We start from the raw sequence: 25,451 nt of genomic DNA, 5'->3' as shown, positions 1-25,451 counted from the left end.
AGGGAGCCGGGAGGAGGGTGAGGACCATACCGCCACGGCACGGTGGTCATTTCTTCTCGTTCAAGCGGTTCCCGGCGGAGTATACTGCCTCTGGTTCCTCCTGCCGCCGCCGCCGGAGAGGAGCGCCAATGAACGAACTACCGCTGCCCGCCTGTGCAGCCTATCCCGACCGCCCGCTCCGGCGGGCCATTAACAGGGTGCCGTGCGCCATCGTATCGTGGGGGCCTGCCCGGACCGTGGGGGGGTCCGAGAGAGGTTTGCCCTCCCACGAAGCCTCTTTCCTTGTCTGGTTAGAGAAGGATGGGGAAACTGGGTTTCCCCGCGCCCCTGTCTGTCTGGAAAGAAGCGGAAACTATGGGCAGACGTCTGCTAATCCTTGCTCTTGCCCTTGTCATAAGCATTGCGGTGCTGCCATGGCCATGGCTGCTCGCGGGCCAGGCGCAGGAAAGGCTGGTCATCGCCAACGTCCGGGCGGGCGCGGCGCGGGTTGAGCAGTATGGCAAGTTTGAAGTGACCTTTGAGGTCAACGGCTCCATAGCCAGTCATCCGGCCTATCCCTTCGACCCCGCTCCGCCTGCCGGCGTGCCCGCCAGGGTCGGCATCAGCGTGGACGGTCTGTTCAGTCCGGATGACTGGAAGACGGTGATTACTCAGCCAGGCTTTCTGTACCAGGATTACGAGCGCCGGTGCATTGGCGGCGCCGAGGCCAACGACTGCGCGAATGGCTCGGAGTGGCTGTATCCCCGCGGCGCACCGGTCTGGAAGGTGCGCTTCGCGCCGCAACAAGCAGGTGTCTGGCGCTATCGCCTGCGCGCCAGGGATGCTTCCGGCGTCGCCTTTAGCGATGTTGGCACGTTCACCGTCACACCGCCGGTCTCGCCGCACAACCATGGCTTTATTCGCATAGCCCGGCGCGATCCGGGCTATTTCGAGTATGCCGACGGCTCGCCGTTCATCGCTGCGGGGCACGGCGCGGGCTTCGACAGCGAGCGCTTCACTTACCACGTCGATGCCGAAATGCAGCGGTTTGAACGCTACCGGATCAATTTCTTGCGAGTGTGGATGAGCGGTAGCGGCATTTTCATGGCCCCATGGAATCCCTGGCACTCGCACCACCTGCCCGGTGAGGGCGGTTACCTCAACCCGTCGAGCCTGAGCTATGCCAAAGCCTACGCGGATCATCAGTTCGCGCTGCGGCTGTGGGATTATGCCGATCCCGCGGTGGAAAACCGGCGCAACCCGTGCATGTTTCAGGGCTTCTCGAACAACATCGCCGTCAGGCCAGACACCGCCTACCTCATTCGCGCCCGGGTGCGGGCGGTTGGCGTGAGCGGCCCGCGGGACGCTCGCTACCCATACGGGTTCACTATCCGGCGCGGGGGCTGGCTGGGCGAGACGTGCGCCGATCCCGCCTCGACCGCCGCAGGGACGACACGCCTGGTCGAGTTTGTCAATGGCACCACGGGCTGGACCGAGCTCACAGGCACGTTTACTACCGGGCCGAACGACTTCTTCCTCGATAACTTCTACCTGATCCTGGAGAATACCACAGGAGGCGACGTTTTCGTGGACGAGGTCTCGGTGCAGGAGTGGAACGGCCGCACGACCGTCGGCGGCGAGGTGTTGTGGAAGAACCGCTTTGCCTACCATCGCTACTTCGACCAGGCGCCCTCCTGGCAATGGGACTATGTGCTGGAGCAGGCCGCCCAGGCCGGGGTGACGATCCGCCCGGTCGTTCTGGAGAAGAACGACTGGATCGCCAATCATATCGCCCTCGATGGCAGCCTGGTTGGCGGGTACTACGATCTCGACAACGATCGCTTCTATGCCGCGCCGAACACGGCGGTGCGGCGCTACCACGAGTATTTCTGGCGCTACCTGATCGCCCGCTGGGGCTACTCCCGCGCGGTGCATTCCTGGGAGTTGCTCAACGAAGGTGATCCGTACAACAGCAACCACTACGCGCAGGCGGACGCCTTCGGGCGCTTTGTGCGCGCCAACGATCCCTCGCGCCATCTGGTTACGACCTCAACCTGGCACAGCTTTCCCATTGCCGAGTTCTGGGGCAATCCGACCTACAGCGGGGTAGACTACGCCGATGTTCATGCCTACGCCTGTTGCGGGGCGCTTACCGCGGGCTGGGCGCAGCAGATTGGCCCTCCCCTGGTCTTCGAGAGTCGCCCCGACTATGTATTCGGCGGCACTGGCTCCTCCGTGCGCATCCCCGGAGTAGAGCAGTTTAACACCGCCGGTGGCACGCCCCGCGCCCTGGTCATTCGCGGCGCGGGCGAATGGGTGATCCGCTATCGCATGCGGGCCGAGAACTTCACCGGCGCCTGCGGCTATGACCAGCCGAACGATCTCGCTGGCCCGCGCCTGTTGTGGATCCTCGATCATGGGCAACCGGATAGCCGCTCTAATGTGGTGCCGGCCGCTGCAAACGGCCAGGAGTTCCTATGCAGTGCACCCGCCGGAACCTACTCCTGGCGCACGTTTGATAGCCGCTACCTGGCTGACGGCGCTCCCGCGCCACGCTTGGCGCGCCTCATCATCAACGACGACAGAATCCACACGCTCGCCATCTACTTTCAGAATGGGTTCGGGACTGGCGGTGCGGCATGGATTGATGAGGCGGAACTGATCGCGCCCGACGGGCAGCCGATTTACCTGAATGGATCGTTTGATCTCACCCCTTTGAACCACGATACCGCCTTGCTTACCGCCGCGTATAGCTGGCAGATCGGAGGACGCAGCCGCTCAGGTCCGCGCAAGCCGGTCACCCGCGGGGAGGTGGCCCTGGGCGACGCGAACGACTATCGGGGGGATGCCACCCACGACCAGCGCCGCGATACGCGCGGGATCTGGCTCCACAATTTCATCTGGGGACAGATCAACGCCGGCGGCCTCTACGAGTTGTACTGGGATGCTGAGAACATGCGGCGTTACAACCTCTACGGTCACTTTAAGGCCTACCGCGACTTCATGGATGGCATCCCGCTGAACAATGGGCGCTATGCCGAGGCGCGAGCAGTCACGTCGCACCCTGACCTGCGCGCATGGGGACAGGTTGATCGCGTCGCCAATCGCGGCCATCTCTGGGTCAGCAATCGCCATCACACCTGGCGCAATGTGGTGGATGCCGTGCCTATCGCACCCATCAGCGGCACGATCACCATCCCCGATCTCGCCCCCGGCGTCTATCACGTGACCTGGTGGGACACGTACACGGGTACAGTGACGCTGACGGAGAGAGTTGCAACCGGCCCTTCCGGTCTGACACTGCGTTTGCCCGCGCCTCTGGCGAGCGATGTGGCGCTGCGTTTCGAGCGCAGGTCAACAGCGCATATGCCCTGAACCTCCCACGCCGGCTATGGATGTTCCACACCTGCTTTGCGTCGTCGCGTCTTTGCGTCAACCTTTCTGAGAAGCGCTCTCGGCCTCTGTGACCCTGGCGACTCGCACGATTACCTCGTGCGTCCTTCCATCGTCGCGCAGAGGGATGCGCCCGTCTGACAACAGTTCGCCGTCGAGCAGGGTTTCGAGGTCCGAGCCGGGTTCTTCGGGCAGGCGTTCCACGCGGATGTGGTACACGCTCTCGCCGTAGCGGTAGGCCACCTCGTAGCCCGGCCACTCAGGCGGCACGCAGGGCTGCACGCGCAGACTCGCCCCTTCGCGCCGCAGCCCCAGGATCACTTCCAGCCCCAGGCGATAGAGCCAGCCCGCCGAGCCGGTGTACCAGGTCCACCCGCCACGCCCGCGGTGCTGCTCGGCGGCGTACACATCGGCGGCGATGACATACGGTTCGACCTTGTAGGTTTCGGGCCGGGTGTTGGCGTGACGCACCGGATTGATCATCTCGAGCAGGGCATAGGCGTCGGCCCGCGCGCCGAGCATCCCGCAGGCCCAGATGAGCCAGGTCGCCGCGTGGGTGTACTGTCCGCCATTCTCGCGCACGCCCGGCACGTAGCCTTTGATGTAGCCAGGGTTCTGCTCGCTGCGGTCGAACGGCGGCGTCAGGAGCCGGATGAGCTGCGCCTCGCGGTCCACCAGGTGGACCATTGCCGACTCGATGGCCTGGCGCGCCCGGATGGGGTCGCCGCCGGCGATCACCGCCCAGGCCTGGGGCAGCAAGTCAATCCGACATTCATCGTTGCGCGCCGAACCGAGGGGCGCGCCGTCGTCGTAGAAGGCCCGCAGGTACCAGGCCCCGTCCCACGCGCTGGCCTCCAGCGCCGCCAATTGCTCGCGCGCCGCCGCCGCGTAGCGTGTGGCACGTTCACTGTCGCCGCGCGCTGTGGCCACTTCGGCCATAGCGCGCAGCACCACGATCAGGAACCAGCCGACCCAGACACTCTCGCCCCGGCCGCCCGCGCCGACCAGATTCATCCCGTCGTTCCAGTCTCCGGCGCCCATCAATGGCAGACCGTGCGTCCCCTTGCGCCGCAGGGCCAGCTCCACTGCCCGCGTGCAGTGCTCGTAGAGACTGGCTCGCTCCTCGGAGACGGTGGGGTAGTCGTAGTACTCCGCCTCGTCGTCGGCCAGGGGCCGGCCTTCGAGGAAGGGGACCGTTTCGTCGAGCACGGTGCTGTCGCCAGTGAGCCGGACGTAGTGGCAGGTCGCGAAGGGTAGCCAGAGGTAGTCGTCAGAGAAGCGCGTGCGGATGCCGCGCCCGGTCGGCGGGTGCCACCAGTGCTGCACGTCGCCCTCGACGAACTGCCGCGCGGCCGCTCGCAGGAGGTGCTCGCGAGCCAGCGCCGGTTCGGTGTGCAGCAGCGCCAGCACATCTTGCAGTTGGTCGCGGAAGCCGTAGGCCCCGCCCGACTGGTAGAAGGCCGAGCGCGCCCAGATGCGGCAACTCAGGGTCTGGTAGAGCAGCCAGCCGTTGAGCAGCACGTCCAGTTCCGCACTTGGTGTGCGCACGCGGACCTGACTCAACCGGGCGTTCCAGGAGGCGGCGCTCTGTTCGAGGGCGGCGCTAACCGCGGCGGGGTTGCGGTAGCGCTCGATCAGCGCCCATGCCTCACTCTCGCTGGCGCCCTGTCCCAGCAGCAGCACCAGCGTGCGCCGTTCGCCAGGGGCCAGCCGCATCATGCAGCGCAGCGCGCCGCAGGGGTCCAGGCCGGCGCCAGCGCGGCCCGCCAGCGGGCCGCCGCGCAGCAGCGCCGCCGGGCCGGTCAGATCGCCGTTGCGTCCGATAAAGGCCTTGCGATCCCCGCTAAAGGAGGCCGGCTCGCTGGCGGCGATGAAGGCGACCCGTTCGCCAAACTCGTGGTTGTAGGCGTTACGCGCCAGCAGCGCCCCGCGCTCCTCGTCGGCCATGGTCACGATGAAAGGCGCCATCTGCTCGCGGAATACCCCCAGCACCCACTCGACATAAAATGTCAGGGTCAGCTCGCGCTCGTCGTCGCTCTCGTTGGTCAACTCCAGCCGGTAGAACTTCACTGGGTCCTCGGGCGCCACGCCGATGGTCAGCCTGCTCCCGATCCCGTGGCGGCGGTGCTCGAAGACGCTGTAGCCGAAGCCGTGGCGCACGCGCCAGTGGCCCGCGCCCAGCGGCCAGGGGGTGGGCGACCAGACCGCGCCGTCGCGCTCGTCGCGCAGGTAGAGGGCCTCGCCCGCCGGGTCGCCAACCGGGTCGTTTGACCAGGGCGTCAGGCGGTTCTCGCGGCTGTTCTCTGACCAGGTGTAGCCCGCGCCGCGCTCCGAGACGATGCAGCCGAAGCGCGGATTGGCGATCACGTTGATCCACGGCGCGGGCGTGTACTGGCCGGGCGCCAGTTCAATCACATATTCGGCGCCGTCGCGAGCAAAGCCGCCGTAAGGGCCGCGCAGCGCGAGCGATTCGCCAGGGGGCAGAGCCGGTCCCGCGGGGGGGACGGCAAGGATCTGGGGCAGCGGCGCCGTATCCGCTTCGCGGCGCCGCAGATGCTGGGCCAGGCTGCCCCGCCGGCCCGCCAGCACCACCCGCGCGGCGCTTTCGAGCAACACGCGGTCCTCTTCAGGCATCAGGTCGGCCCGCAGCGCAAAGACGCCGCCGCGCTGGTTGAGCCAGCCTCCGGCTCGCCCGCTGCGGATCAGCGCCAGCAGTTGCTCGTGCAACTCGTGCAGGTAGCCGCCGGTTTCCTCATTGAGGATGACCAGTTCGACCCGCAGCCCCTTCAGCCGCCAGTACTCGTGGGCCTGCAACAGTTCCTGCACCAGTCCCAGCTCGCCAGGCGTGGAAATACGCGCCAGCACGATCGGATCATCGCCGGAGATGCCGTAGGCCCACAGGCCGGGCTGTCCCTTGCGGTTGCGCTCGATCACCTCAGGCGCGGCACGCCGCAGTGGGTCGGGGAAGATGGCGAAGGCCGCCAGGCGCTGATAACGGTGGGCCGCGTCACCGTCCAGGTTCAGGCTTTGCAGTTCGACCTGGGCCTGGGTCCAGGCCAGGTCGAAGGCCCGCGCGCCTACCAGAGGGTCGCAGTATTTATCGGCCAGGCGCAGGGCCTCTTCGCGGGTAGCGCCCACGGCGGTGGTGAAGAAGAGTTGCACCGAGGCCCCCGGAGCGATGCGCACGCGCCGTCGCAGGCTGAAGATCGGGTCCAGCACCGCGCCCGCGCGGCCGCTGAGGGGTCGGTCCAGGGCCACCGGGTGGGCAGGGCTGTGACCCCGCCCCAGGAAGGTTGCCCGGTCGGTTTCAAACTCCACCTCGCCCACCACCCCGGAACGGGCCGCCACCACGTGCACCGCGTAGGGGCGCTCGCCGTCCGCCGCGCGGGGACGGCGCGAGGCCAGCAGGGCCCCCCGCTCGGCCACGAACTCGGTCTCGACGAACAGATTGGCGAAGGCCGGGTGAGCCATTTCAGCCATGGGCGGCGCCAGCACCAGCTCGGCGTAGCTGGTGACCTCCAGTTCGCGCGGCGCAGCGCCCAGGTTCGTCAGAGTGATGCGCCGCACCTCCGCCGGGTCTTCCGGCGAGACCGTTACCTCCATGCGCGTTTCGATGCCGCCGATCTGTTGCAGGAACTCGGCCTTCTCCAGGCTGAAGCGCACCCGGTACTGTTGCCCCTCGCGGCGCAGGGGCTGGTAGCCCGCCGACCACGCCAGCCCGCTGCGGGCATCGCGGAGGTAGATGAAGTTGCCCCAGCAGTCGCGGGCGCCATCGGGGCGCCAGCGGGTGACCGCCAGGTCCTTGTAAAAACTGGCGCCGCCGCCAGCATTGGTAAGCATCACACGGTAGACCGGACCGCCCAGCAGGTGCGTGTACGGCGATGCCGTGCCCGGACTGGCGAACTGGCGCGACGTGGGGACCACAGGCAGAACCACTGTCGGGGCCTCGGCCACGTCTTCGGGCAACTGGATCGGCGCGCTTTCGGGGATCTTCTCGTGCAACAGCGGCTCGGTGGCGCGGATGATCGGCTCCTGGTGAAAGCGCCGCTGCATAATCTCGTTGTGGAGCGCGTTGTCGAGGGCCACCAGGCTCATCCCCTGATGGTGAACCATGAAGGAGCGCACGATGGCGTGCCGCTGGCCCGGCGGGAGCCGTTCAGGGGTGAAGTCCACCGCTTCGTAGAGGCCATAGGCGCCCCACATTCCCAGGTCAATCAGGCGCCGCAGGTTCTCCACGGCCGCGTGCGGCTGCACGCTCAAGGCCAGCGTCGTAGCGTAGGGCGCCACCACCAGATCGTTGGCCAGGCCGCTCTTCAGCCCCAGGCCCGGCACGCCGAAGGCGCGGTACTGATAATTCATCGCCAGATCGCGGCTATTGAAGGCCGACTCGGAGATGCCCCAGGGCACGCCCTTGCGGGCCCCGTAGGCGATCTGCGCCGCGACCGCGCCGCGCACTGTGGCGTCGAGCAGCGTTTCGGGGAAGGTGGCCATCACCAGTTGCGGCATCAGGTACTCGAACATAGTGCCGCTCCAGGCCATCAGGGTCGCCGGCCCGGCAGCGGGAGTGAAGGTGCGCCCGATGTGGAACCAGTGCTCCTTGGGCACGTCGCCCTTGGCGATGGCCACAAAGCTCGCCAGCCGCGACTCGGAGGCCAGCAGATCGTAGAAGGAGTTGTCGCGGCGTCCCTCGCTGACGTTGTAGCCGATGACGAAGATGCGCCGGGTCTCGTCGTAGAGGAAGCGGAAATCCATGCCCAGGGCCAGTTCGCGGGCCTGGGCGATAATCGCCGCCTGGCGCTCGAGCAGGCGCGCCGCGGCCTCGTTGCGCGCCGCCAGTTCCCCCAGGGTTGGCGCCGGTCCGTCCGACTCGCTCTCCGCGCCGGCCAGGGTTTCCAGGTCCTCCAGATGGGCGCGGGCCTGGCGCCGCGCAGCACGCAGCCAGTCGGCGGCCGCGCCGCTCAGGCGCAGTTCTTCGGTGCGCTCGAGCACCTGCGTCAGGCGCTCGCGATAGCCGCGCAGGCTTTCGGGAGGCGTGTCGAGCAGGCGCTCCACCTCCATCAGCCGTCCGCGCAGCGGGTCATCCTCCTCCAGATGGTCGCGCGCGAGCATCAGGGCGTCTTGCAGCCCTGCCAGGGCCGCCAGGCCAATGATTGGCGCCTGCTCCAACCCCAGGTAGCCCTGGGCCAGGGCGATCAGATGACCGGCCAGATTGCCGCTGTCCACCGTGGAGACGTACAGCGGCGGGAGCGGGCGCAGGGTGCGGGTGTCGTACCAGTTGAGCAGGTGCCCGCGGTAGCGTTCGAGGCGCCCCAGGGTGGCGAACACGCGCTCGCTGCGCGTGGTCAGTTCGCTCAAAGAGACGTACCCGAAATCATAGGCGGCCAGGTCGGCCAGCAATTGCAGGCCGATGTTGGTCGGCGAGGTGCGCGGGGCCACAAGGGGAGCCGGCGTTTCCTGGAAGTTGTCGGGCGCCAGATAATGGCCCTCTTCGTCCACGAAGCGCTCGAAGTAGGCCCAGGTGGTGCGGGCCAGGCGGCGCAGCAGCGCAGTGTCATCGGCGGTGAGCGGTTCGGGCTGCGGCGCCAGGTAGGGCCGGTCAAGCCAGCCAACCAGGGCCGGCGAGCCGACCCACGCTGCCAGCACCGGCGCAGCGGCGGGCAGAGCCTCCAGCGCCTGCCGGGGCCGGGTGAGACCCAGCAGCCCCAGCACTGCCAGGGCCGGAGCCGTGCGCCGCAGCGCCCGATCCCAGGAGCGCCGCAGGCGCAACTGGGCCTGGGCCGCCGTCTCCCACTCCAGCAGCCGGCGTCGGGTGATCAGCATGCGCGCCAGCGTGCGCGTGATCGCGTCCACGTTGAGCGCCGCCTGGTCAGGCAACAGGGCGATGTTGATCAGCAGCCGCAGCCCCTCGGCGCGCAGGGCCGCCAGTTTGGCCTGCCGCCGCTGGGCCGAGCGCCAGCCGAGCAGCCAGAAGCGCGCGTCGGCCAGTTCAAACAGCAGCGGCACACTCAACGGCGCAGCGGCGGCCAGCGTCCAGACCCAGGCGCGCCCCGGCAGATACAGCCAGCCCAGACCCAGCAGCGTCACCGAGGCCGGCGCGACCAGGCTGCGCCGCAGGTTGTCGAAGATCTTGTAGCGCGCCAGCGGCGGCAGCACGTTTGGCGCCCATGCCCCGCTGCCCGTCGGCGTCCAGGGGAGCAGCCAGTAGGCGATCTGCCAGTCACCGCGCACCCAGCGGTGCTGCCGGGCCGCGTAGGCTGCGTAGGTGGTCGGGTAACTGTCAATCAGCTCAACATCGGAGAGCAGCGCCACACGCGCGTAGTTGCCCTCGATCAGATCGTGGCTGAGTAGCGTGTTCTCCGGGAAGCGGGCGTGCAGCGTCTGGCGCAACACTGCCGGATCGTAGATGCCTTTGCCGACGAAGATCCCCTCGCCAAACAGGTCCATATAGGCGTCGGACACGGCAGTGGTGTAGGGGTCAATGCCCACATTGCCGGAGAAGATCCGCGCGAAGCGACTGGCCAGTGCGCTCGGCAGGTCAATGCCCACCCGCGGCTGGAGAATGCCGTAGCCCTCGACGGTGCGGCGGGTTCGCGGATCTACCACTGCGGCATTGAGCGGGTGGGCCAGGGTGCCTATCAGCGCCCGGGCCGCGTCGCGGGGGAGCTGCGTGTCAGCGTCGAGCGTGATAACGTAGCGGATCTGCGGCAGCACGCTCAGGTCGCCAAGCAGCAGTTCATAGGTGGTGTCGGTGGCCCCGGCGAGAAGGCGATTGAACTCCTCCAGCTTGCCGCGCTTGCGCTCCCAGCCCATCCAGCACCCCTGCCGGGGATTCCACAGGCGGCGCCGGTGCAGCAAGAAGAAGCGGTCGGGGCCGTAGCGCGCGTTCAGGGCCAGAATGCCCTCGCGGGCCACGGCGAGCAGTTGCTCGTCTTCGGGCATCTGAGGCTGCGGCGCGTCGGCGAAGTCGCTCAGCAGGGCGAAGTGCAGGTGCGGGTCCTGGTTAGCCAGGTAGAGCACCTCCAGCGACTCGAGCTGGCGCCGCACGCTGTCCGGGGTCAGCAACAGGGTAGGAACGACCACCATGGTGCGCAGGTCGACGGGGATGCCGTGCCGCAGGTCGAGGCGCGGCAGCAGACGCGGCGGCAGCAGGTGCGCCACGGCCCGATTGACCAGTTCGATCGCCAGGGTGCTGGCGGGCAGGGCCAGCAGCCCGGCAGCCAGGGCCTGGAGCGCGGGATGCGGCGCCTGGTCCGGAGTCTGGCGCGACGGTCGGGCCAGGCGCAGCCCGGTCGCGACAGTCGCGCCGGTGATGGCGGCGATCGCGCCGAAGTACACAGGAGCGGGATGGCGCAGCAGCGCTCGCCGAGCCACTTCGCCGGGGCCGGCGCGGTAGCCGAGCAGGGCCTCGAACGGCGTCCGTCCGGGGCCGATCAGGTAATAGCCCACATGGGCCAGGCGCGGCCCCTCGCCGGCAGCGGCTGCGCGAGTGGCCTGGATCAGCGCCTGGCGCGCCACGTCCACCTCGTTACGCCCGCTCCCTCGCGCCAGACGCTCAACCTCGTGGCGGTAGCGGTCGCGGGTAGCGAAGGTGCTGCGCGGGTACGCTCCCGCCGGGTCCTGGCGCAACACCTGCTCGACCAGGCTGACCTGCTCGAACCAGTCGGCCCAGTCAATAGCGTTGAGGGTGCGCATGCTGGTGATGGTATTGCCCACCGAGACCTGAATGGCCGCCTGCCGCTGATGCTCGATGTGCACTACCTCTTCGGCGCTACGGGAGGGTAACTGGCCTTCCAGCCAGGCGATCAGCCCGGAGGCGTCGCGTTCGCCATCGTAATTGCGCAGACGGCGGAGCAACTGCACGGCGAAGGGCAGGAGCAAGTGGGGATGCCGCTGCGCCAGTTCGCGCAGCACCGGGTGCGTCTCGGCGGGACCGTCCGGTCGCGCCAGCAGGCGCTCAGCCCAGGCGTCGGCTTCGGCGTACTGGGCGCGCACATCGAGCACCAGACGCGCCTGCCGCGCCAGATACTCGACCAGGCCCACGCGGAGCATAATCGGCACGGCCCACAGCTCACCCATGGTCAACGGGGCGACCGACTGATACGCCAGCACGTAGCGCAATAGGCGCTCATGGTCAATTCTGCCATCGCTGTGCAGGATCAACTCCAGCGCCAGGGCATAGACGCGCGGCCGGCCCCGGTAGGGACCGCCAGCCAGCTTCGGCAGTTCACGATAGTAGCCGCCGGGAAGATCCTGGCGGATCTCGCGGATCTGGTCGCGTACCAGGTACATATTGTCCAGGAGCCACTCCGCGGCGGGGAGGGTCATCTTGCGCTGGCGGGCCTCCTCGGCGAGCACGCGGTAGGCGCGCAGCAAATCGCGTTCGTCCTGGGCCACCTGAAGCATCAATGCGCCAGGCAGGCTCAGCAGCGGGTGTCCCACGCGATGGCTGCTGGCGAGGGTGCGGGCATGCTGTTCGAGCTGCTCGACATTGAACAGCTCGGGCCCGCGGGCGACCGGCGGCATCACCACGCCGCCAATCGCCGCGGGGAGGGTACGGCGCATCGAGGCCGTGATCGTCTTGAGGCTGCGGTTCAGCGCAGCCCACTGGATAGCAAGATCCATGGCGCACGTGACCTGGGCTCGTTCCGGCCTTGAATGTTCCAGCCTGACAGGTGCTCTGCCGTTCCTCAAAACCAATCTGTGGAGGTGTAGAGCTGTAGAGATGTGGAGGTGAGGGTCACACTGTCAAGCGCGGTTGAAACACACCCTAGAGGCGCCTTGCCGGGGCGGACACCCTGGTTTGCGTCACCACCGGTCGGGCCGGCAGCATGGTGCGGCGATTGCCAGTGAGGGGTTCGCGGAGTCCCGCTTCCTGGGGGCCAAGGTCGAGGATCTGGACGAGATGACGGCGGCCAGGCTGGAGGAGATCGGCAGCGAAGGCCAGTTCGTCTTGCAACACCTTGAGGATCGTCTCGGCGCTCAACCCGCCGCGGCGGGCCCGGTTCAACAGCTCGTCCAGCGCTGTGTGCAACTCAGCCGCGGAACGCGGGGCGGCGGATCGGGCTGTGAGAACCTCGGCGGGCGCGTAATGGCACACGTGGCATACCGTGGCGCTCGGCGAAGCCCATTCAGCGCCGCAGTTCGGGCAAGTCAGCAGTGTCGAGCCGATTTGCATCGTTCCACCTCCTTTGCTAATCGACGGCGAGCCTGGCGTAGACCGGGAGAGGCGTCACTGGAAGCAAGCGCATGTCATCCCTTAGCTACGTTTGAGGACCGCGAGCACTCTGGTCGGGGCGAAGCCTCGGCTTGTAGAAGGTTCCCTCCACACTATGTCGCCATTGACCGCTGTCGGGCAGGTATCACCCCGGAGTGCGGGCCAGACGCAATGCTCCACTCGCCGTCACCTGAAGGACGATACCCTCCAACGACTGATTATGATACCTGTTCTGGAGGGACGCAATATAAGAAGTTTATTAGAATCCTGTCAGCATGGGGTGGAGGAAGATAACCTGGTGGCCCAACGTGGAAGGTTGGGCCACATCTCCTTGTCTGATAGCCAGGTTATGGGGGGATGCCGGGCTTCATGCTCACGACCCCGGTGACAAAACTCTCACCCCGTGTGAAGCTCTTCGCTCCTCTTCCTCCCCTCAGACGTGCTACCCTGGTGGCGGGCGGCATTATGCCGCTTTTCTGGCTTACCCACAAAACGAAGGCAGGTCCGCCATGACGGAGCGCATGTACGACCAGGGCGCTAGGGAGGTTCCGGTGCGTCTACGGATTGACCGTCTGACCCTTGCGGGCAGCCTGGTGCATCCGGCAGAGGCGCGGGGCCTGGTCATTTTTGCCCATGGCAGCGGCAGCAGCCGCTTTAGCCCGCGCAACCGCTTCGTGGCACAGCAGTTGAACCAGGCGGGTTTTGCCACTCTGCTCTTCGATTTGCTTTCGGCTGAAGAAGAGGCCCGTGATGCGGTTACGCGCCATCTGCGCTTCGATATTCCGCTCTTGAGCTATCGCCTGCTCAACGCGACCGAGCAGATGCGCGCCCTGCCCGAAACCAGCGCGCTGTCGTATGGCTACTTCGGGGCCAGCACGGGCGCGGCGGCCGCCCTCATCGCCGCCGCGGAGCGTCCGGATCTGGTCGCGGCAGTTGTATCCCGGGGCGGCCGCCCCGACCTGGCCGCGGCGCACCTCAAGGCGGTGCGCGCACCGACGCTGCTCATCGTCGGCGGCGCCGATCGCGAGGTGCTCGCGCTGAATCAGGCCGTACTGCCTGCCCTGCCGCCGCAGTCGTCGCTGGCAGTCGTGCCTGGAGCGACCCATCTCTTCGAGGAGCCAGGCGCGCTGGAGGAGGTGGCGCGACTCGCTGGCGAGTGGTTCGCGCGCTGGCTGCGGTGATGGATGTGGGCAATCCTACCCGTTTCGGATTTTGGATTTTGGATTTTGGATTGCGGGGCGTTCCGGTGAGACCTGGGGATGATGCGCGCGCAGTCTATGCAACAGGAGTTGGATGAAGAGGGTCAGATGCGCCGGGATGCGCCGGCATTAACCTCGCGCGTCGTCCTTGCCCTGTGCGGTGATGTGATGACCGGGCGCGGGATTGATCAGGCGCTTCCGCATCCGGGCGACCCGACCATCTACGAGTCTTTCGTGCGCAGCGCGACCGTATACGTCGCCTTAGCCGAGCGGGTGAATGGTCCTATTCCCCGGCCGGTTGATCCGGCGTACATCTGGGGCGATGCGCTGCCGCAGCTTGAGCGTGAGGCTCCCGATGCGCTACTGATCAACCTCGAAACGGCCGTCACGACCAGTGATGCGCCCTGGCCCGACAAGGGCATCACCTACCGCATGCATCCGGCCAATCTCTCCTGCCTGACGGTGGCGAGAGTGGATTGCTGCGTACTGGCGAACAACCACGTGCTCGACTGGGGCCGCGAGGGGCTGCGCGAGACGCTGCGCAGCGTGCAGGAGGCGGGCATGCGCACCGTCGGGGCCGGTCTGAACTGCGTTGAGGCCGCCGCGCCCGTGGCGTTCGCCTGGCCGGGACGGGGCCGCGTGCTGCTGTGGGCCTGGGGTCTGCCCTCTAGCGGCATCCCCTTCAGTTGGGCCGCCACCGCGGAGCAGGCGGGCGTCAACCTGCTCGAGGATCTCTCCCCTCGCAGCCTGGCGCGCGTCGCCGAGCACATTCGCGCCGCGCGCCAGCCAGGCGACCGGGTGGCGGTCTCGCTGCACTGGGGCGGTAACTGGGGCTATGCCGTCCCCGCCGAGCACCGGGATTTCGCCCGGCAGTTGATCACCGTTGCCGGGGTTGATCTGGTGTACGGGCACTCTTCGCACCATCCCCTGGGTATCGAGGTCTATCGGGAGCGTCTGATCCTCTACGGCTGCGGCGACCTGATCAACGACTATGAGGGCATCGGCGGCTACGAGGAGTACCGGCCCGATCTGGGCATCATCATCCTCGCCACCCTGGATGCTGATGGGCGTCTCGTGGAAACGCGTCTGCTGCCTTTCCGGCGCCGGCGCTTTCGCCTGTGGCGTGCGACTGCCGAAGAAGCCGGATGGCTGGCCCGGCGGCTCAGCCGTGTCAGTCGCAAGGGCGGGGTTGTGGTGGCGCTTCGGCCCGATGAGACCCTGGAGGTGCGCTGGTAGGCGCCGGGTCGTGAGGCCTCTCGGCAACTCTCTTTCCTTGCCTCGGGGAAGGCGAGGGCGCCGTGCCGCTCTTCGGCAGGAGTTATATGGACGGGCTCGAGGCGCTTGCCGGCGAATCGTCGGCCCTGTGCGCCAGGGCGCTAAGGACGGCGGCCCGGCCAATCATGCCTAACAAACGTCCCTCCTGATCAACGACCGGCAGACGCTTGATTTTGTAGGCCATCATCAGGCGGATGGCTTCGGTCGTTGGCGTCGCCGGGGTGACGGTGAACACCGGGCTGCTCATCACATCGGCGGCGGTGCGGCCCTGGGCTGCCACTTCCAGCCCCTCGGGGCGTTCGCCGCCAGCGAACCAGGCTGCCAGGCGCTGCACCGCTCCAGGCTGGACGCGGCGCCCGGCCCGCCGCAGCACGTCGCCATCGGTGATAATACCCACGACCCGCCGGTCCTCATCAATCACCACCACGCGCCGTTTTTCCGTCTCCAGCAGCCGCTCAAGGGTTTCTGCCAGGGGTGTATCGCGATAGACGGTAGGCACATCGGTAATCATCAACTCCCCGACGGTCGCGGGAGCGCCCTGGGGCAATTTCAGCGGCTGCTCCGGGCGCTGGCGCACCCGCTCAGCCACGGTCTGGAGCAGGTCAAGACGGCTGACCATGCCCGCCAGACGTCCCGCATCGTCCACCACCGGCAGCCGCTTGAGATTGTGGTCGTTCATCACCGCAGCGGCTCGGGCAAGAGAGGCGCTTTCTTGCAGCGTAATCGGATTGGGGGTCATCAGATCGGCGGCGCGCTGCGGTTTGGCCGCGAGGGAGGCGATGCGTTCACCCCGCTCTTCAATCGGCAACAACTGCTTGAGGCGCAGCGGCAGGGTGGTCACGCCACGGCTCAACAGGTCGCCATCGGTGATAATACCCACCACCCGCCGCTCAGCATCCACCACCGGCACGGCCCGCAGCGCGCGGTCAATCAATAGTCTGACGATCTCCGAGGCCGGTGTGTCAAGCTGCACCCACGCCACGTTGCGGCTCATCACATCGGCGACGGTCAGATGCCGTGGGAATGGTCCGGCAGCGCGATGGCCGGCCTGCACGATCGTTACCGGGGTGATGGTGATCATCCCTTCGGTCACTAACGCGCGCAGCGTCGGCAGAACCTGGGCGACCCGTTCGGCGCGGTCAATGAAGGTGATGATCAGGGGCAGATGGCTGGCCAGTTCCACTGCCATGTCGGTGTGGACGACCCCGTGGACACCGTAACCGCCAATGCCGCGCAGGACGGTCGCTCCAGGGCAGCCGGCGTCGCGCAGGGCGTCAAGGATACGCAGCGAGAGCGCGCGGCCGCGCAGCCGGTCGCTCTCGTCAATGTAGACCCAGACCTGCTGGTACATCTCCTGATCCATGGAGGTCTCCTTCCGCGCCATCGCGGATCATGGTCCGAACACGCGCACCAGGCCTACTCCGAGGAACACCGCCGCCAATCCAACGACCACGCTGCCGCCAATGTACAGGCCGGCGCCGAGCCAGTCGCCGCGGGTTATCAGGGTGAAGCTCTCATAACCAAAGGTCGAGAAGGTCGTAAACCCGCCCAGCAGGCCGGTTACCAGGAAAAGACGTAACGGCTCGCTGAGGGATAGGCGGGTAGCTGCGAGGGTCAGCAGAATGCCGATGGCCAGACACCCCAGCACGTTCACGATAAAGGTGCCATAGGGCCAGGCGGTGCCGAGGCGCTGCGCGGCCCAGGTGGAAAGGCCGTAACGCAGGTTGGCGCCAATCGCGGCGCCCAGCGCAATCGCGACCAGGTTAAGCATGCGTGGCCTCCCACGGGGCGTACCTATCGTGGGGTGTATTGTACCGCAGATGTGGGGAAACGGGTTCCCCGGCATAGCGTTCACATGCGCAGAACACGTTCTCACCGCAGAGAGCGCGGTGGGCGCAGAGGGTTGCAAGAAGCCTGTCCTCCGCGTCCTCTGCGGTAAACCTGAACGACGCCGGCCATGGGGAGCTATGCTATCATAGCCCTATGCAATCCTCAACCCCATCCACTGTGACGGACACCTCGGAACTGCGCCAGCGCGCCCTGAACTTTGTCCTGCTGATGGGGCTGGTCAGCCTGCTGGCGGACATGGTCTACGAGGGCGGACGCAGCATCAGCGGCCCCTACCTGGCGTTGCTCGGCGCCAGCGGCACGATTGTGGGTCTGGTGGCCGGGGCGGGCGAACTGATCGCCTACGGCCTGCGGCTGGTCTTCGGCTATCTCAGTGATCGGACCCGGCGCTACTGGGCCTTCACCATTGCCGGATACGCCACGACGGCCGTAGTGGTGCCCGCGCTGGCCCTGGCGGGGACGTGGCAGGTGGCAGTGGTGTTGCTGACGCTGGAGCGTATGAGCAAGGCGCTCCGCAGCCCGGCGAAGGACACCTTGCTCTCCTACGCCACGCGCTCGATCGGTCACGGCAAGGGCTTCGGACTGCACGAGGCCCTCGACCAGATCGGCGCCATCGCTGCGCCGCTGGCGCTGGCGGCGGTGCTGGCCTGGCGCGGCGATTACCGGCTTGCTTTCGCTCTGTTGCTGATCCCGGGGGTGCTCACGATCCTGACGCTGCTGGCGGCGCGGGCGCGCTTTCCGCAGCCTGATGGCCTGGCCGGCGCAACGCCGCCGCTGACCTCGCGCGGCTTCACGGGCGACTTCTGGCTGTACCTGACCGCGGTGGGGCTGATCGCCGCCGGGTTCGCCGATTTCCCGCTCATTGCCTTCCATCTCGAACGGACCGCCGTGGTGTCGTCGGCGTGGATCCCGGCGCTCTACGCCATGGCCATGGCGGTGGACGCAGGGGCGGCGCTGCTCTTCGGCGCCCTGTTTGATCGGGTCGGCTATGCCGCGCTGCTGCTGGCGGGGGCGCTCGCGCTGGCTTTCGCGCCGCTGGTCTTCTTCGGCGGGCCGGCGTCGGTAGCCCTGGGCATGGCGCTCTGGGGCGTGGGCCTCGGCGCGCAGGAGTCGATCCTGCGCGCGGCGGTTGCCCGGCTGGCCCCGGCGGAGCGGCGCGGCACGGCCTTTGGTCTATTCAACACCGTCTATGGTGTCGCCTGGTTCGCTGGCAGCGCGGCGCTGGGGGTGCTCTACGACCTGGCGCTGCCGGCGCTGATCGTCCTCTCGGTGAGCCTGCAGGCCCTGGCGCTCATGGTGTTGCTGGTGCTGGCGCGCCGGGGCGCGGCGGGCCGGTGAGGGGCGCGCAACTGCGTCGGCGCAACCTGGAGCGCCGGCTGGCAGTGACGTTGCCGAACGGCGATCCGTCTAACTTGTCAGAGTTGGATTGCGGCGCAAGAGGTGGCTATGCTCCAGGTGGTATCGGAAGTAAACAGCTCCGCAAGGCGCAGGAACGTGGGAGATCCGGTTTCTCCACCTCCCCGCCCCCGCCCTTGAAAAACAAACGAATGCGGAGGGCGCAAGCCCTCCGCGTTCCATATCTAACACTCAGGACGGATGTCAGGCAATGGCCTGACGGATCTCCTCAATCGCGGCGTACTCTGCCTCGGAGACCAGCTTGCCGCCGAAGCCGAGGAAGCCGCCCTCCTTGGCCGCCTCGGCGGCCTTCGTGGCGACCTCAACCAGCATCGTGCGGAACCGCTCGGCCTCGGCGGGGGCTTTGGCCTTGATAATCGCCGCCGCGCTGCGCAGGTAGTGGACAATCTCCTCACGACTGTGGGCCTGCTGCCGTAGCGCATCGAGCTTCGCGGTGTCGAGGCCGTTGGCAAAGGCATTGCGCAGCACCGAAACCTCGTCGCCGTAGCCGGCCTGCTCGGCAAGGGCCGCGGCGGCTGCGGCAATCTCTTTGGCTTCCCCGCCAAAGCCTGAGGGCGAGGCGGAGGCGATCAGGTAGAGCGCCGCAACCGGGGCCAGTTTGATCTGCTCCCACTCGTCGTCGGTGAACTTGCTGCGCAGCGTGGTGAACTGCTCGCTGGCGGCTACGGCCGACTTGACGATCTTCATAGTCTCGGCGTTGGCCGGATTCATCTCGAAGTCGTTCACCTCGGTCCGAAGCAACTGTTGTAGACCAGCGGCATCGAGGTTGCCGCTCTTGATCGCCTTATTCACCATCCCGGCGACGACAGGCACGGCCATCATCAGCATGGGTTTAACGTCGAAGCCAAGGCTCTTGGAGAGCGAGCCGCTGAAGGCGTTGACACCCTGACCGAGGAGACTGGTGACCAGATCGTTGCTGCCGCCGCCGACGGCGCCAAGGAGGCCGCCGAGCACATCGCCGCCACCGCCTCCGAGGGCGCTCATCAGCCCGCCAAGGGGGTTGTCGGGTCCCGCCGCGCCCGCCTTGGTCAACGAGCCAAGCAGCGCCTCGGCGCCGCCGGCCGTGCTGGCCTGATGGTTCAGGTTGGCAAGCACAGCCGGGGCCGCGGCCTCCAGCCCCTTGCTGACTTGCGACGGATCCATGCCAAGGGCGCCGCCGATCTGGTTGATCATGTCAGGGGTCACCATCTTCGTCAGTTCGTCGAGTATCCCGGCCATGTTGCTCCTCCTAACTATTGTTCACATCCGGGTCGCTGTTGCGAACGCGGGAGGCTGCGACTCCCCCCAGGCCCGGTTCCGCCCGCGGCAGACGCGCGCTCGATCAAAAACCGGACGTGGCTGCCGCGGGCGGAACTATCACAGTGAGCGCAGCCCTCTACACCTCCTCGAACGGTTATGCAGAAGGCCGCGCAGTGAGACCGTGTCTGGTCGCGGAACATGCCTATCGTGTCGGGGCGCGTTGTCTTTGCCTTAGCTCGCCGGAACCATTGTCACCTCGACGTCGCCTGGCCGACCCTTCGTTACTACCAGGAACTCCTTGTTGGTGGTGTAAATCATTTTCCCCGATGCGTCAATGATATTGCCCTGGACGTTGTAGTCCTTCTCAGGGTTGACCCGCCGGGGATCGTAGATGAACTTGAACGGGAATGGCGCGGCTTTACCGTCGAGCGGAATGATCTGCTCGGCGATGAGCGGCGCGGGCCCGCTGCCGGTAAAGTCGGCCATCTGGATGCGCAGTACCGCCCCGGGTGGCAGGGTCGCCGGGTCAATGCCGGCCACTACGCCGGTGACGCTCGCCGTGGGTGCATCTTCGACCGTTACATCAATGGTCGCAGCCGTGGTGGCGCCCTGCTCACGGACGCTCAGCGTGCGCGCGCCCGCAGCGGTGGGGGTGTAGGCGAACAGCCAGTTGCCATTGGCATCAACAGTAGTAGTCCCTACTACCGTGTCGCCATCAAGCAGTTCCACAATCTTACCTGGCGTTCCCTTGCCCTCAATGACGGCAGGGGCGCCGAGGAGCAGGGTGTTGCCTGCGCTCAGGGGCTTGATCTCCGGGATCGCAGCGGCAGGCGGGGCGCCCTCAACCGTCACGTCAATGGTCGCACCCGTGGTAGCGCCCTGCTCGCGGACGCTCAGGGTGCGCGCGCCCGGAGTCGTGGGGGTGTAAGAGAAGCGCCAGTTGCCGTTGGCGTCAACGGTGGTCGTTCCCACCACCGTATCGCCGTCCAGCAGTTCCAGGACCGCGCCTGGCTTCCCCTTGCCCTCAATGATGCTGGTGGTGCCGAGTGCCAGGGCGGCGCCGCCGCTCAACGGCTTAATCTCAGGAAGCGTCGCAACCGGCGGGGCAGTGGGCGCTATAGTGGGAACCGCCGTTGGCGCGACAGTTGCGACAACCGTTGGCGCCACCGTGGCTCGAGCAGCCGGTACAGGCGTTGGCGCCGTGGTTGCGACCTGCTGGCGCTGATTGAGCCACCAGAACAGCCCAAGCAGGGCAAGCAGAAGCAGCGGCAGGAGCAGGAGCCACCATGGAAAGCCCCTTTGCTCCTCGACAACCGTTCTAGGCTGAGGCGCGGGGGTGCGAACAGGCGTAGGTTGTGCGCGCACAGGCTCCGGCGGCGGCGTGCTCTCCCCGTATACGCCGACCTTGCGCGCACCATAATCATCTGCGGTTGTCTGCGCCCCGTAGACGCCAACCTTACTTGCACCGCCCATCTGTGATGCGGCATCCAGGAGTTTCTGGATTTCCGCCTCGCTCAGTCCGGTCGCCGACATAAGCTGCGCGCGACCTTCCGAGGTTGCTCCTCGCGCGAGCAACTGTTCAATATCTTCAATGCCGACGGCGCGCAGGCGGCTCCTGATCTTTGGATCGAGACCGGCGATTGAGTCGATCGATATTGCCATCCCTTCTTTCTCCTCATCCTCTACAACGGCCGGGACAGGGTCGGGTCTGTCCCGGCCGCCGTTGAGCGAGCACGTAAGATGCGTCAGCGCACGCTGCGCACCTTCTCCCACGCGTAGTGCACGATGGCCTTGTTCTGATCCCAGGTGCCCGGGTTCTTCTGCTCCCAGATCTTCTTAGCGTCGGCCTCGACGGCGCTCCAGGGGCTCGAGCGGAAGGGCTCAGTAGTGGCCAGTTGGTAGCCGAACTTCAGGCCAGGCAGGGCATCCTCCCAGGTCAGGCCCCTGGCTGCCAGCTTCTCGTTGGCGAAGGCGCGGAAGTCGGTGTTGTAGGCCTCGAAGGGGGGCAGAGCCTTGATCTCCTCGATCTCGACGTCCTGCCGGCGCAGCGTCTCCTTAATCGTCTGGATCTGCTCGCTGACTTCCTTGCCCAGGCTGACTTCCTCGATCACGCGGGCGACCTTGTTGACCAGGGCGATCTCATCCATCTCGACCATCTCGAAGGAGCGCTCCTTGAACAGGTCGGGGCGGGCGCTCACCGCGCGGTTGACCGGGCGGCGCTGGATCTTGATCGTCTCGTCGCGCAGTGCCACGTCCTGGGTGGCCTCGCGCTCGGTCACGACGCTGTAGATGCGCATGCGACCACGCTCGATCTGCTGCTTGCCGACTTCGAGCTCCTCCTCGATCACCTCGAGCACCTGCTCATTAGTGGCAGGGTCGCTGAGGGTCAGCCTGGCCCTTTCGGGCTCCGGGGCGGCCTGCTGGAGCTGGGCAGCGCGCTCCTTGATGTTGACCATCTTGAAGCCGCTCATAATCTCGGCCACGCGGGCGGCCGCGCTATCGGCGACGTTGGCGGTGATCAGCGTGCCACCCTGGCGCACGCCCTCGAGGTAGACGTTCACATCAGGCTCAGGCACCCAGGTCCGCATGTGGGCCAGCTTGGGCTGGTCAGTAACGTCATCGTTGGTCAGGATGTCCAGGTCAGCCCTGGCTACACCTTCCTCGATCAGGTAGTTGTAGCACTTCATCGCCTCGTCACGGTCGTCGAACAGGCCGATTACGGTGCGCATGATTCTCTCCTCTCCTCCTTAAGGTTTAGTCACGCTTATTCACCAGCGTCGGCGCGAGCAGTCAGGTCGCTCGTATGCCGCGCGTAGTGACGGTAAGGGATACGTCGCCCTGTGCGGGGATGTCAGGCGAGGTCTTGCGACGCGGTGTTCGCGTCCGGCGTCGCCTCTGGCTCGGCCGGGATACGCTCAACCTCGACATATTCGCGGCGGAGGGTGACACGCTGGGGGTTGCTGATCGTGGTGCGGCGCCGCGAGATATGCACTTCTTCTCGGAGTAAGAGCCGTCGCTCGACCACCAGCACCTCCTCGATAATGGGGATGATAAACACGTCCCCCTCGGTGCGGGGTTGCGGCGGCTCACCCTCGACCAGCGCGTTGACCGGAACGTGCTCGACGTGGATCTCCTCGCGGATTGTCGGCTCGTCAACGACTTCTTCGCGCGTGGCCACCCGCTTGTGCACGCGGACGGCGCCGCGCTGTACGCGCTGGCGCTTGATCGTTAGCTCTTCGGCGACGACGGGAATAACGATCTCTTCGGTCAGTTCTGTCTGGCTGGCCGCGGTGTCAACGGCCCGGGCAAGTTCGGTGGGAAGCAGGTAGGTTTCGTCATCCTGGCGAATCAGTTCCTGGAGGGGCGCCACCAGACGCGCGCCGTCGGCAAAGGTGATCGTAACCTGGCTGGCGCCCTCTGGAGACGTGATCTGCCCGGTGATTGTGCCGACCTGGCCGTCAGGATGAATGACCTTGGCTGGTTTCATACCAGATGTCTCGTGCACCTTGCCGGCACTAGGAGTAATGTGGGGTGGGGAATGACCAGCTTTGTAGACTTTAATTACGCCTGGCGCCCTCCAGACGGAGGTTCAGGGACACACGATAAGTATGCCGTCTCAGGTCTGGCTCATTAGAAGGCAGCACCAGACAGCTATGCAAGCGGCAGCGCCAGCGGGGTGATCTCGCCCTCGGCGACTGTAGAGCCTGTTGCCGCTGGCGCTTAGCATCAACGCGGCGTCATCACCGCGCTGCAACTAAAACGGTTCGGCCGTTTTCTGGCCGGTTTCGTTTTTTCGCACCGCAGGCAGTATCGCTCCGGCGGCCCACAGCTGGATCGGCCAGGCGGCTAGTCGCCCGGCTCGACTTTTGGCCAGCTCAGAGGAGAATAGCCGCTGGCCGGCAGCCCGTCGCCGGTGTTTGCATCGCGGCAGAAACTGGTACAATAAAGGGCGCCCCCGGCTCGCGGCAGGAAGGGCGCCTGCCCTCAGGCTCGCTGACCGGTGCGCCAGGACAGATGATCCTTTGTGAGGAGGCGACCAATGACGGACAATCGCCGCAGCCGGCTGATCACCGAAGGCCCCCAGCGCTCGCCGAACCGGGCGATGCTGCGCGCCGTGGGCTTTCGCGACGAGGACTTTAGCAAGCCGATTGTCGGGGTGGCTAATGCTCACAGCACGCTGACGCCCTGCAACGCCGGCCTCGGCGCCCTGGCCGCGCGGGCCGAGGCGGCCATCCGTGCCGCCGGGGCCATGCCCCAGATCTTCGGCACCATCACCGTCAGCGACGGGATCTCGATGGGTACCGAGGGCATGAAGTTCTCCCTGGTCAGCCGTGAGGTGATTGCCGACTCGATTGAGACGGTGGTCAATGCCCAGCGGATGGACGGCATTCTGGCGGTTGGGGGCTGCGATAAGAATATGCCCGGGGCGCTGATCGCCATGGCCCGGCTGGATATTCCCAGCATCTTCGTCTACGGCGGCACGATCAAGCCCGGCCACTACAAGGGCCGCGATCTGACTATCGTTAGCGCCTTCGAGGCCGTCGGTGAGTTCAGCGCGGGCCGTATTGATGAGCACGAACTGCTCGAAATCGAGCGCCACGCTTGCCCCGGCGCCGGCTCCTGCGGCGGAATGTATACCGCCAACACCATGTCTTCGGCCATCGAGGCCATGGGGCTTAGTCTGCCCGGCTCCTCTACGATGGCCGCCGAGGACCCGGAGAAGGCCGAAAGCGCCGCCCGCTCCGGCGAGGTGCTGGTCGAGGCCATTCGCGCCAACCGCACCGCGCGCCAGATCCTTACCCGCAAGGCCTTCGAGAATGCCATCAGCGTGGTGATGGCTCTGGGTGGCTCGACCAATGCCGTGCTGCATCTCCTCGCGATCGCCCACGCCGCCGAGGTTCCGCTCAGTATTGACGACTTTGAGACCATCCGCACCCGGGTGCCGGTGCTCTGTGACCTGAAGCCCTCCGGGCGCTATGTCGCCACTGATCTGCACCAGGTGGGCGGGGTGCCGCAAGTGATGAAGCTGCTGCTCAACGCCGGCTTGCTCCATGGCGACGCGCTAACAATCACCGGGCAGACCATTGCCGAGACGCTCGCTGGCGTGCCCGATGCGCCGCCAGAGGGCCAGGACGTGATCCGGCCCTTCGACGCCCCGATCTATCCCCAGGGGCATCTGGCAATTCTGCGCGGCAATCTGGCCGAAGAGGGCTGCGTGGCCAAGATTACCGGCATCAAGCAGCGCCGCATCACTGGCCCGGCGCGCGTCTTTGACAATGAGGAGTCTTGCCTGGAAGCGATCCTGGCCGGCAAGATCGTCGCCGGCGACGTGGTGGTAATCCGCTACGAGGGACCTAAAGGCGGGCCGGGGATGCGCGAGATGCTGGCGCCTACCTCGGCGATTATCGGCGCGGGCCTGGGTGACAGCGTGGGCCTGATTACCGATGGGCGCTTCTCCGGCGGCACCTACGGCCTGGTCGTCGGCCACGTCGCCCCGGAGGCGGCGGTTGGGGGAACCATCGCCCTCGTCCAGGAGGGTGATAGCATCACGATTGACGCTGATGCTCGCCTGCTCCAGCTCAATGTCTCTGATGACGAACTGGCCCGCCGCCGGGCTGCCTGGACCCCGCCCGCTCCGCGCTACACCCGCGGCGTGCTGGCCAAGTATGCGCGCCTGGTCTCTTCGGCGAGCCTTGGCGCAGTGACCGATCTGCCGGGAGCCTGGTAGCGGTGTGGAGGTGTGGAGATGTGGGGGTGTAGAGGTGTGGAGGTGTGGAGGTGTACGAACAGATCCACAGCTCAACATTGGAGCTCCACATCTGCTCACTCACTCGCCGCTGGCAAGACCGAGCGGATCGTTGGCGCAGCTCCACCCGCTGCCTACATCT

13 protein-coding genes are annotated in these 25,451 nt (G+C 66.6%); 5 read left to right on the top strand and 8 right to left on the bottom strand.

Annotation, left to right across the window (positions count from 1 at the left end; translation table 11 throughout):
- The first annotated feature begins 354 nt into the window (after positions 1 to 354).
- A complete protein-coding gene (locus NZU74_07040) occupies positions 355 to 3,354 on the top strand; it encodes a DUF5060 domain-containing protein (GenBank protein ID MCS6881072.1) in 3,000 nt (999 codons plus the stop codon).
- A 57-nt stretch (positions 3,355 to 3,411) separates the two neighbouring features.
- On the opposite strand, the gene NZU74_07035 is transcribed toward NZU74_07040, so the two are convergent.
- Both NZU74_07035 and NZU74_07030 read right to left on the bottom strand, forming a co-directional pair.
- Positions 3,412 to 11,994 carry a glycosyl transferase gene (locus NZU74_07035; protein MCS6881071.1) on the bottom strand — a complete coding sequence of 2,861 codons (8,583 nt, stop codon included), beginning with the start codon at positions 11,992 to 11,994 and terminating at the stop codon, positions 3,412 to 3,414.
- A gap of 145 nt (positions 11,995 to 12,139) precedes the next feature.
- Positions 12,140 to 12,547, bottom strand: coding sequence for a hypothetical protein (locus NZU74_07030; protein ID MCS6881070.1), 408 nt, complete (start codon positions 12,545 to 12,547; stop codon positions 12,140 to 12,142).
- Between the two features lie 548 nt (positions 12,548 to 13,095).
- On the opposite strand from NZU74_07030, the gene NZU74_07025 reads away from it, so the two are divergent.
- Entirely contained in the window at positions 13,096 to 13,767 is a 672-nt protein-coding gene (locus NZU74_07025) for a dienelactone hydrolase family protein (protein ID MCS6881069.1), read from the top strand.
- Positions 13,768 to 13,863: 96 nt separating this feature from the next.
- Positions 13,864 to 15,021 carry a CapA family protein gene (locus tag NZU74_07020; GenBank protein MCS6881068.1) on the top strand — a complete coding sequence of 386 codons (1,158 nt, stop codon included), beginning with the start codon at positions 13,864 to 13,866 and terminating at the stop codon, positions 15,019 to 15,021.
- An 82-nt stretch (positions 15,022 to 15,103) separates the two neighbouring features.
- Here NZU74_07020 and NZU74_07015 read toward each other — a convergent pair whose 3' ends face one another.
- Complete coding sequence (locus NZU74_07015) at positions 15,104 to 16,423, bottom strand: DUF190 domain-containing protein (GenBank protein ID MCS6881067.1); 1,320 nt, start codon at positions 16,421 to 16,423, stop codon at positions 15,104 to 15,106.
- A 27-nt stretch (positions 16,424 to 16,450) separates the two neighbouring features.
- Entirely contained in the window at positions 16,451 to 16,831 is a 381-nt protein-coding gene (gene crcB / locus NZU74_07010) for a fluoride efflux transporter CrcB (GenBank protein MCS6881066.1), read from the bottom strand.
- Between the two features lie 212 nt (positions 16,832 to 17,043).
- Between crcB and NZU74_07005 the strand changes: the two genes are divergently transcribed.
- On the top strand, positions 17,044 to 18,246 hold the full coding sequence (locus NZU74_07005; protein ID MCS6881065.1) for an MFS transporter: 1,203 nt from the start codon (positions 17,044 to 17,046) through the stop codon (positions 18,244 to 18,246).
- A 261-nt stretch (positions 18,247 to 18,507) separates the two neighbouring features.
- On the opposite strand, the gene NZU74_07000 is transcribed toward NZU74_07005, so the two are convergent.
- From NZU74_07000 to NZU74_06985, 4 genes are all read right to left on the bottom strand, one after another.
- Positions 18,508 to 19,542, bottom strand: a complete 1,035-nt coding sequence (locus tag NZU74_07000) for a DUF937 domain-containing protein (GenBank protein MCS6881064.1) — start codon at positions 19,540 to 19,542, stop codon at positions 18,508 to 18,510.
- A gap of 252 nt (positions 19,543 to 19,794) precedes the next feature.
- Entirely contained in the window at positions 19,795 to 21,225 is a 1,431-nt protein-coding gene (locus NZU74_06995) for a DUF4332 domain-containing protein (GenBank protein MCS6881063.1), read from the bottom strand.
- A gap of 83 nt (positions 21,226 to 21,308) precedes the next feature.
- Positions 21,309 to 22,292, bottom strand: coding sequence for a YsnF/AvaK domain-containing protein (locus tag NZU74_06990; GenBank protein MCS6881062.1), 984 nt, complete (start codon positions 22,290 to 22,292; stop codon positions 21,309 to 21,311).
- 122 nt (positions 22,293 to 22,414) lie between these two features.
- Positions 22,415 to 23,050 (bottom strand): YsnF/AvaK domain-containing protein, encoded by a 636-nt coding sequence (locus tag NZU74_06985; protein MCS6881061.1) that lies wholly within the window; start codon positions 23,048 to 23,050, stop codon positions 22,415 to 22,417.
- A 552-nt stretch (positions 23,051 to 23,602) separates the two neighbouring features.
- Here NZU74_06985 and ilvD point away from each other — a divergent pair.
- Positions 23,603 to 25,291 (top strand): dihydroxy-acid dehydratase, encoded by a 1,689-nt coding sequence (ilvD, locus tag NZU74_06980; GenBank protein ID MCS6881060.1) that lies wholly within the window; start codon positions 23,603 to 23,605, stop codon positions 25,289 to 25,291.
- Positions 25,292 to 25,451 lie beyond the last annotated feature (160 nt).

It is taken from the genome of Chloroflexaceae bacterium (genome assembly GCA_025057155.1).
GTDB lineage: Bacteria > Chloroflexota > Chloroflexia > Chloroflexales > Chloroflexaceae > JACAEO01.
This window is presented reverse-complemented; position numbering and strand designations above follow the sequence as displayed.

Bases quoted from the DNA above. Each gene is read 5' to 3' on its own strand.
- NZU74_07040 (MCS6881072.1), top strand. From the start codon at position 355: ATGGGCAGACGTCTGCTAATCCTTGCTCTTGCCCTTGTCATAAGCATT.
- NZU74_07035 (MCS6881071.1), bottom strand. From the start codon at position 11,994: ATGGATCTTGCTATCCAGTGGGCTGCGCTGAACCGCAGCCTCAAGACG.
- NZU74_07030 (MCS6881070.1), bottom strand. From the start codon at position 12,547: ATGCAAATCGGCTCGACACTGCTGACTTGCCCGAACTGCGGCGCTGAA.
- NZU74_07025 (MCS6881069.1), top strand. From the start codon at position 13,096: ATGACGGAGCGCATGTACGACCAGGGCGCTAGGGAGGTTCCGGTGCGT.
- NZU74_07020 (MCS6881068.1), top strand. From the start codon at position 13,864: ATGCAACAGGAGTTGGATGAAGAGGGTCAGATGCGCCGGGATGCGCCG.
- NZU74_07015 (MCS6881067.1), bottom strand. From the start codon at position 16,423: ATGGATCAGGAGATGTACCAGCAGGTCTGGGTCTACATTGACGAGAGC.
- crcB (MCS6881066.1), bottom strand. From the start codon at position 16,831: ATGCTTAACCTGGTCGCGATTGCGCTGGGCGCCGCGATTGGCGCCAAC.
- NZU74_07005 (MCS6881065.1), top strand. From the start codon at position 17,044: ATGCAATCCTCAACCCCATCCACTGTGACGGACACCTCGGAACTGCGC.
- NZU74_07000 (MCS6881064.1), bottom strand. From the start codon at position 19,542: ATGGCCGGGATACTCGACGAACTGACGAAGATGGTGACCCCTGACATG.
- NZU74_06995 (MCS6881063.1), bottom strand. From the start codon at position 21,225: ATGGCAATATCGATCGACTCAATCGCCGGTCTCGATCCAAAGATCAGG.
- NZU74_06990 (MCS6881062.1), bottom strand. From the start codon at position 22,292: ATGCGCACCGTAATCGGCCTGTTCGACGACCGTGACGAGGCGATGAAG.
- NZU74_06985 (MCS6881061.1), bottom strand. From the start codon at position 23,050: ATGAAACCAGCCAAGGTCATTCATCCTGACGGCCAGGTCGGCACAATC.
- ilvD (MCS6881060.1), top strand. From the start codon at position 23,603: ATGACGGACAATCGCCGCAGCCGGCTGATCACCGAAGGCCCCCAGCGC.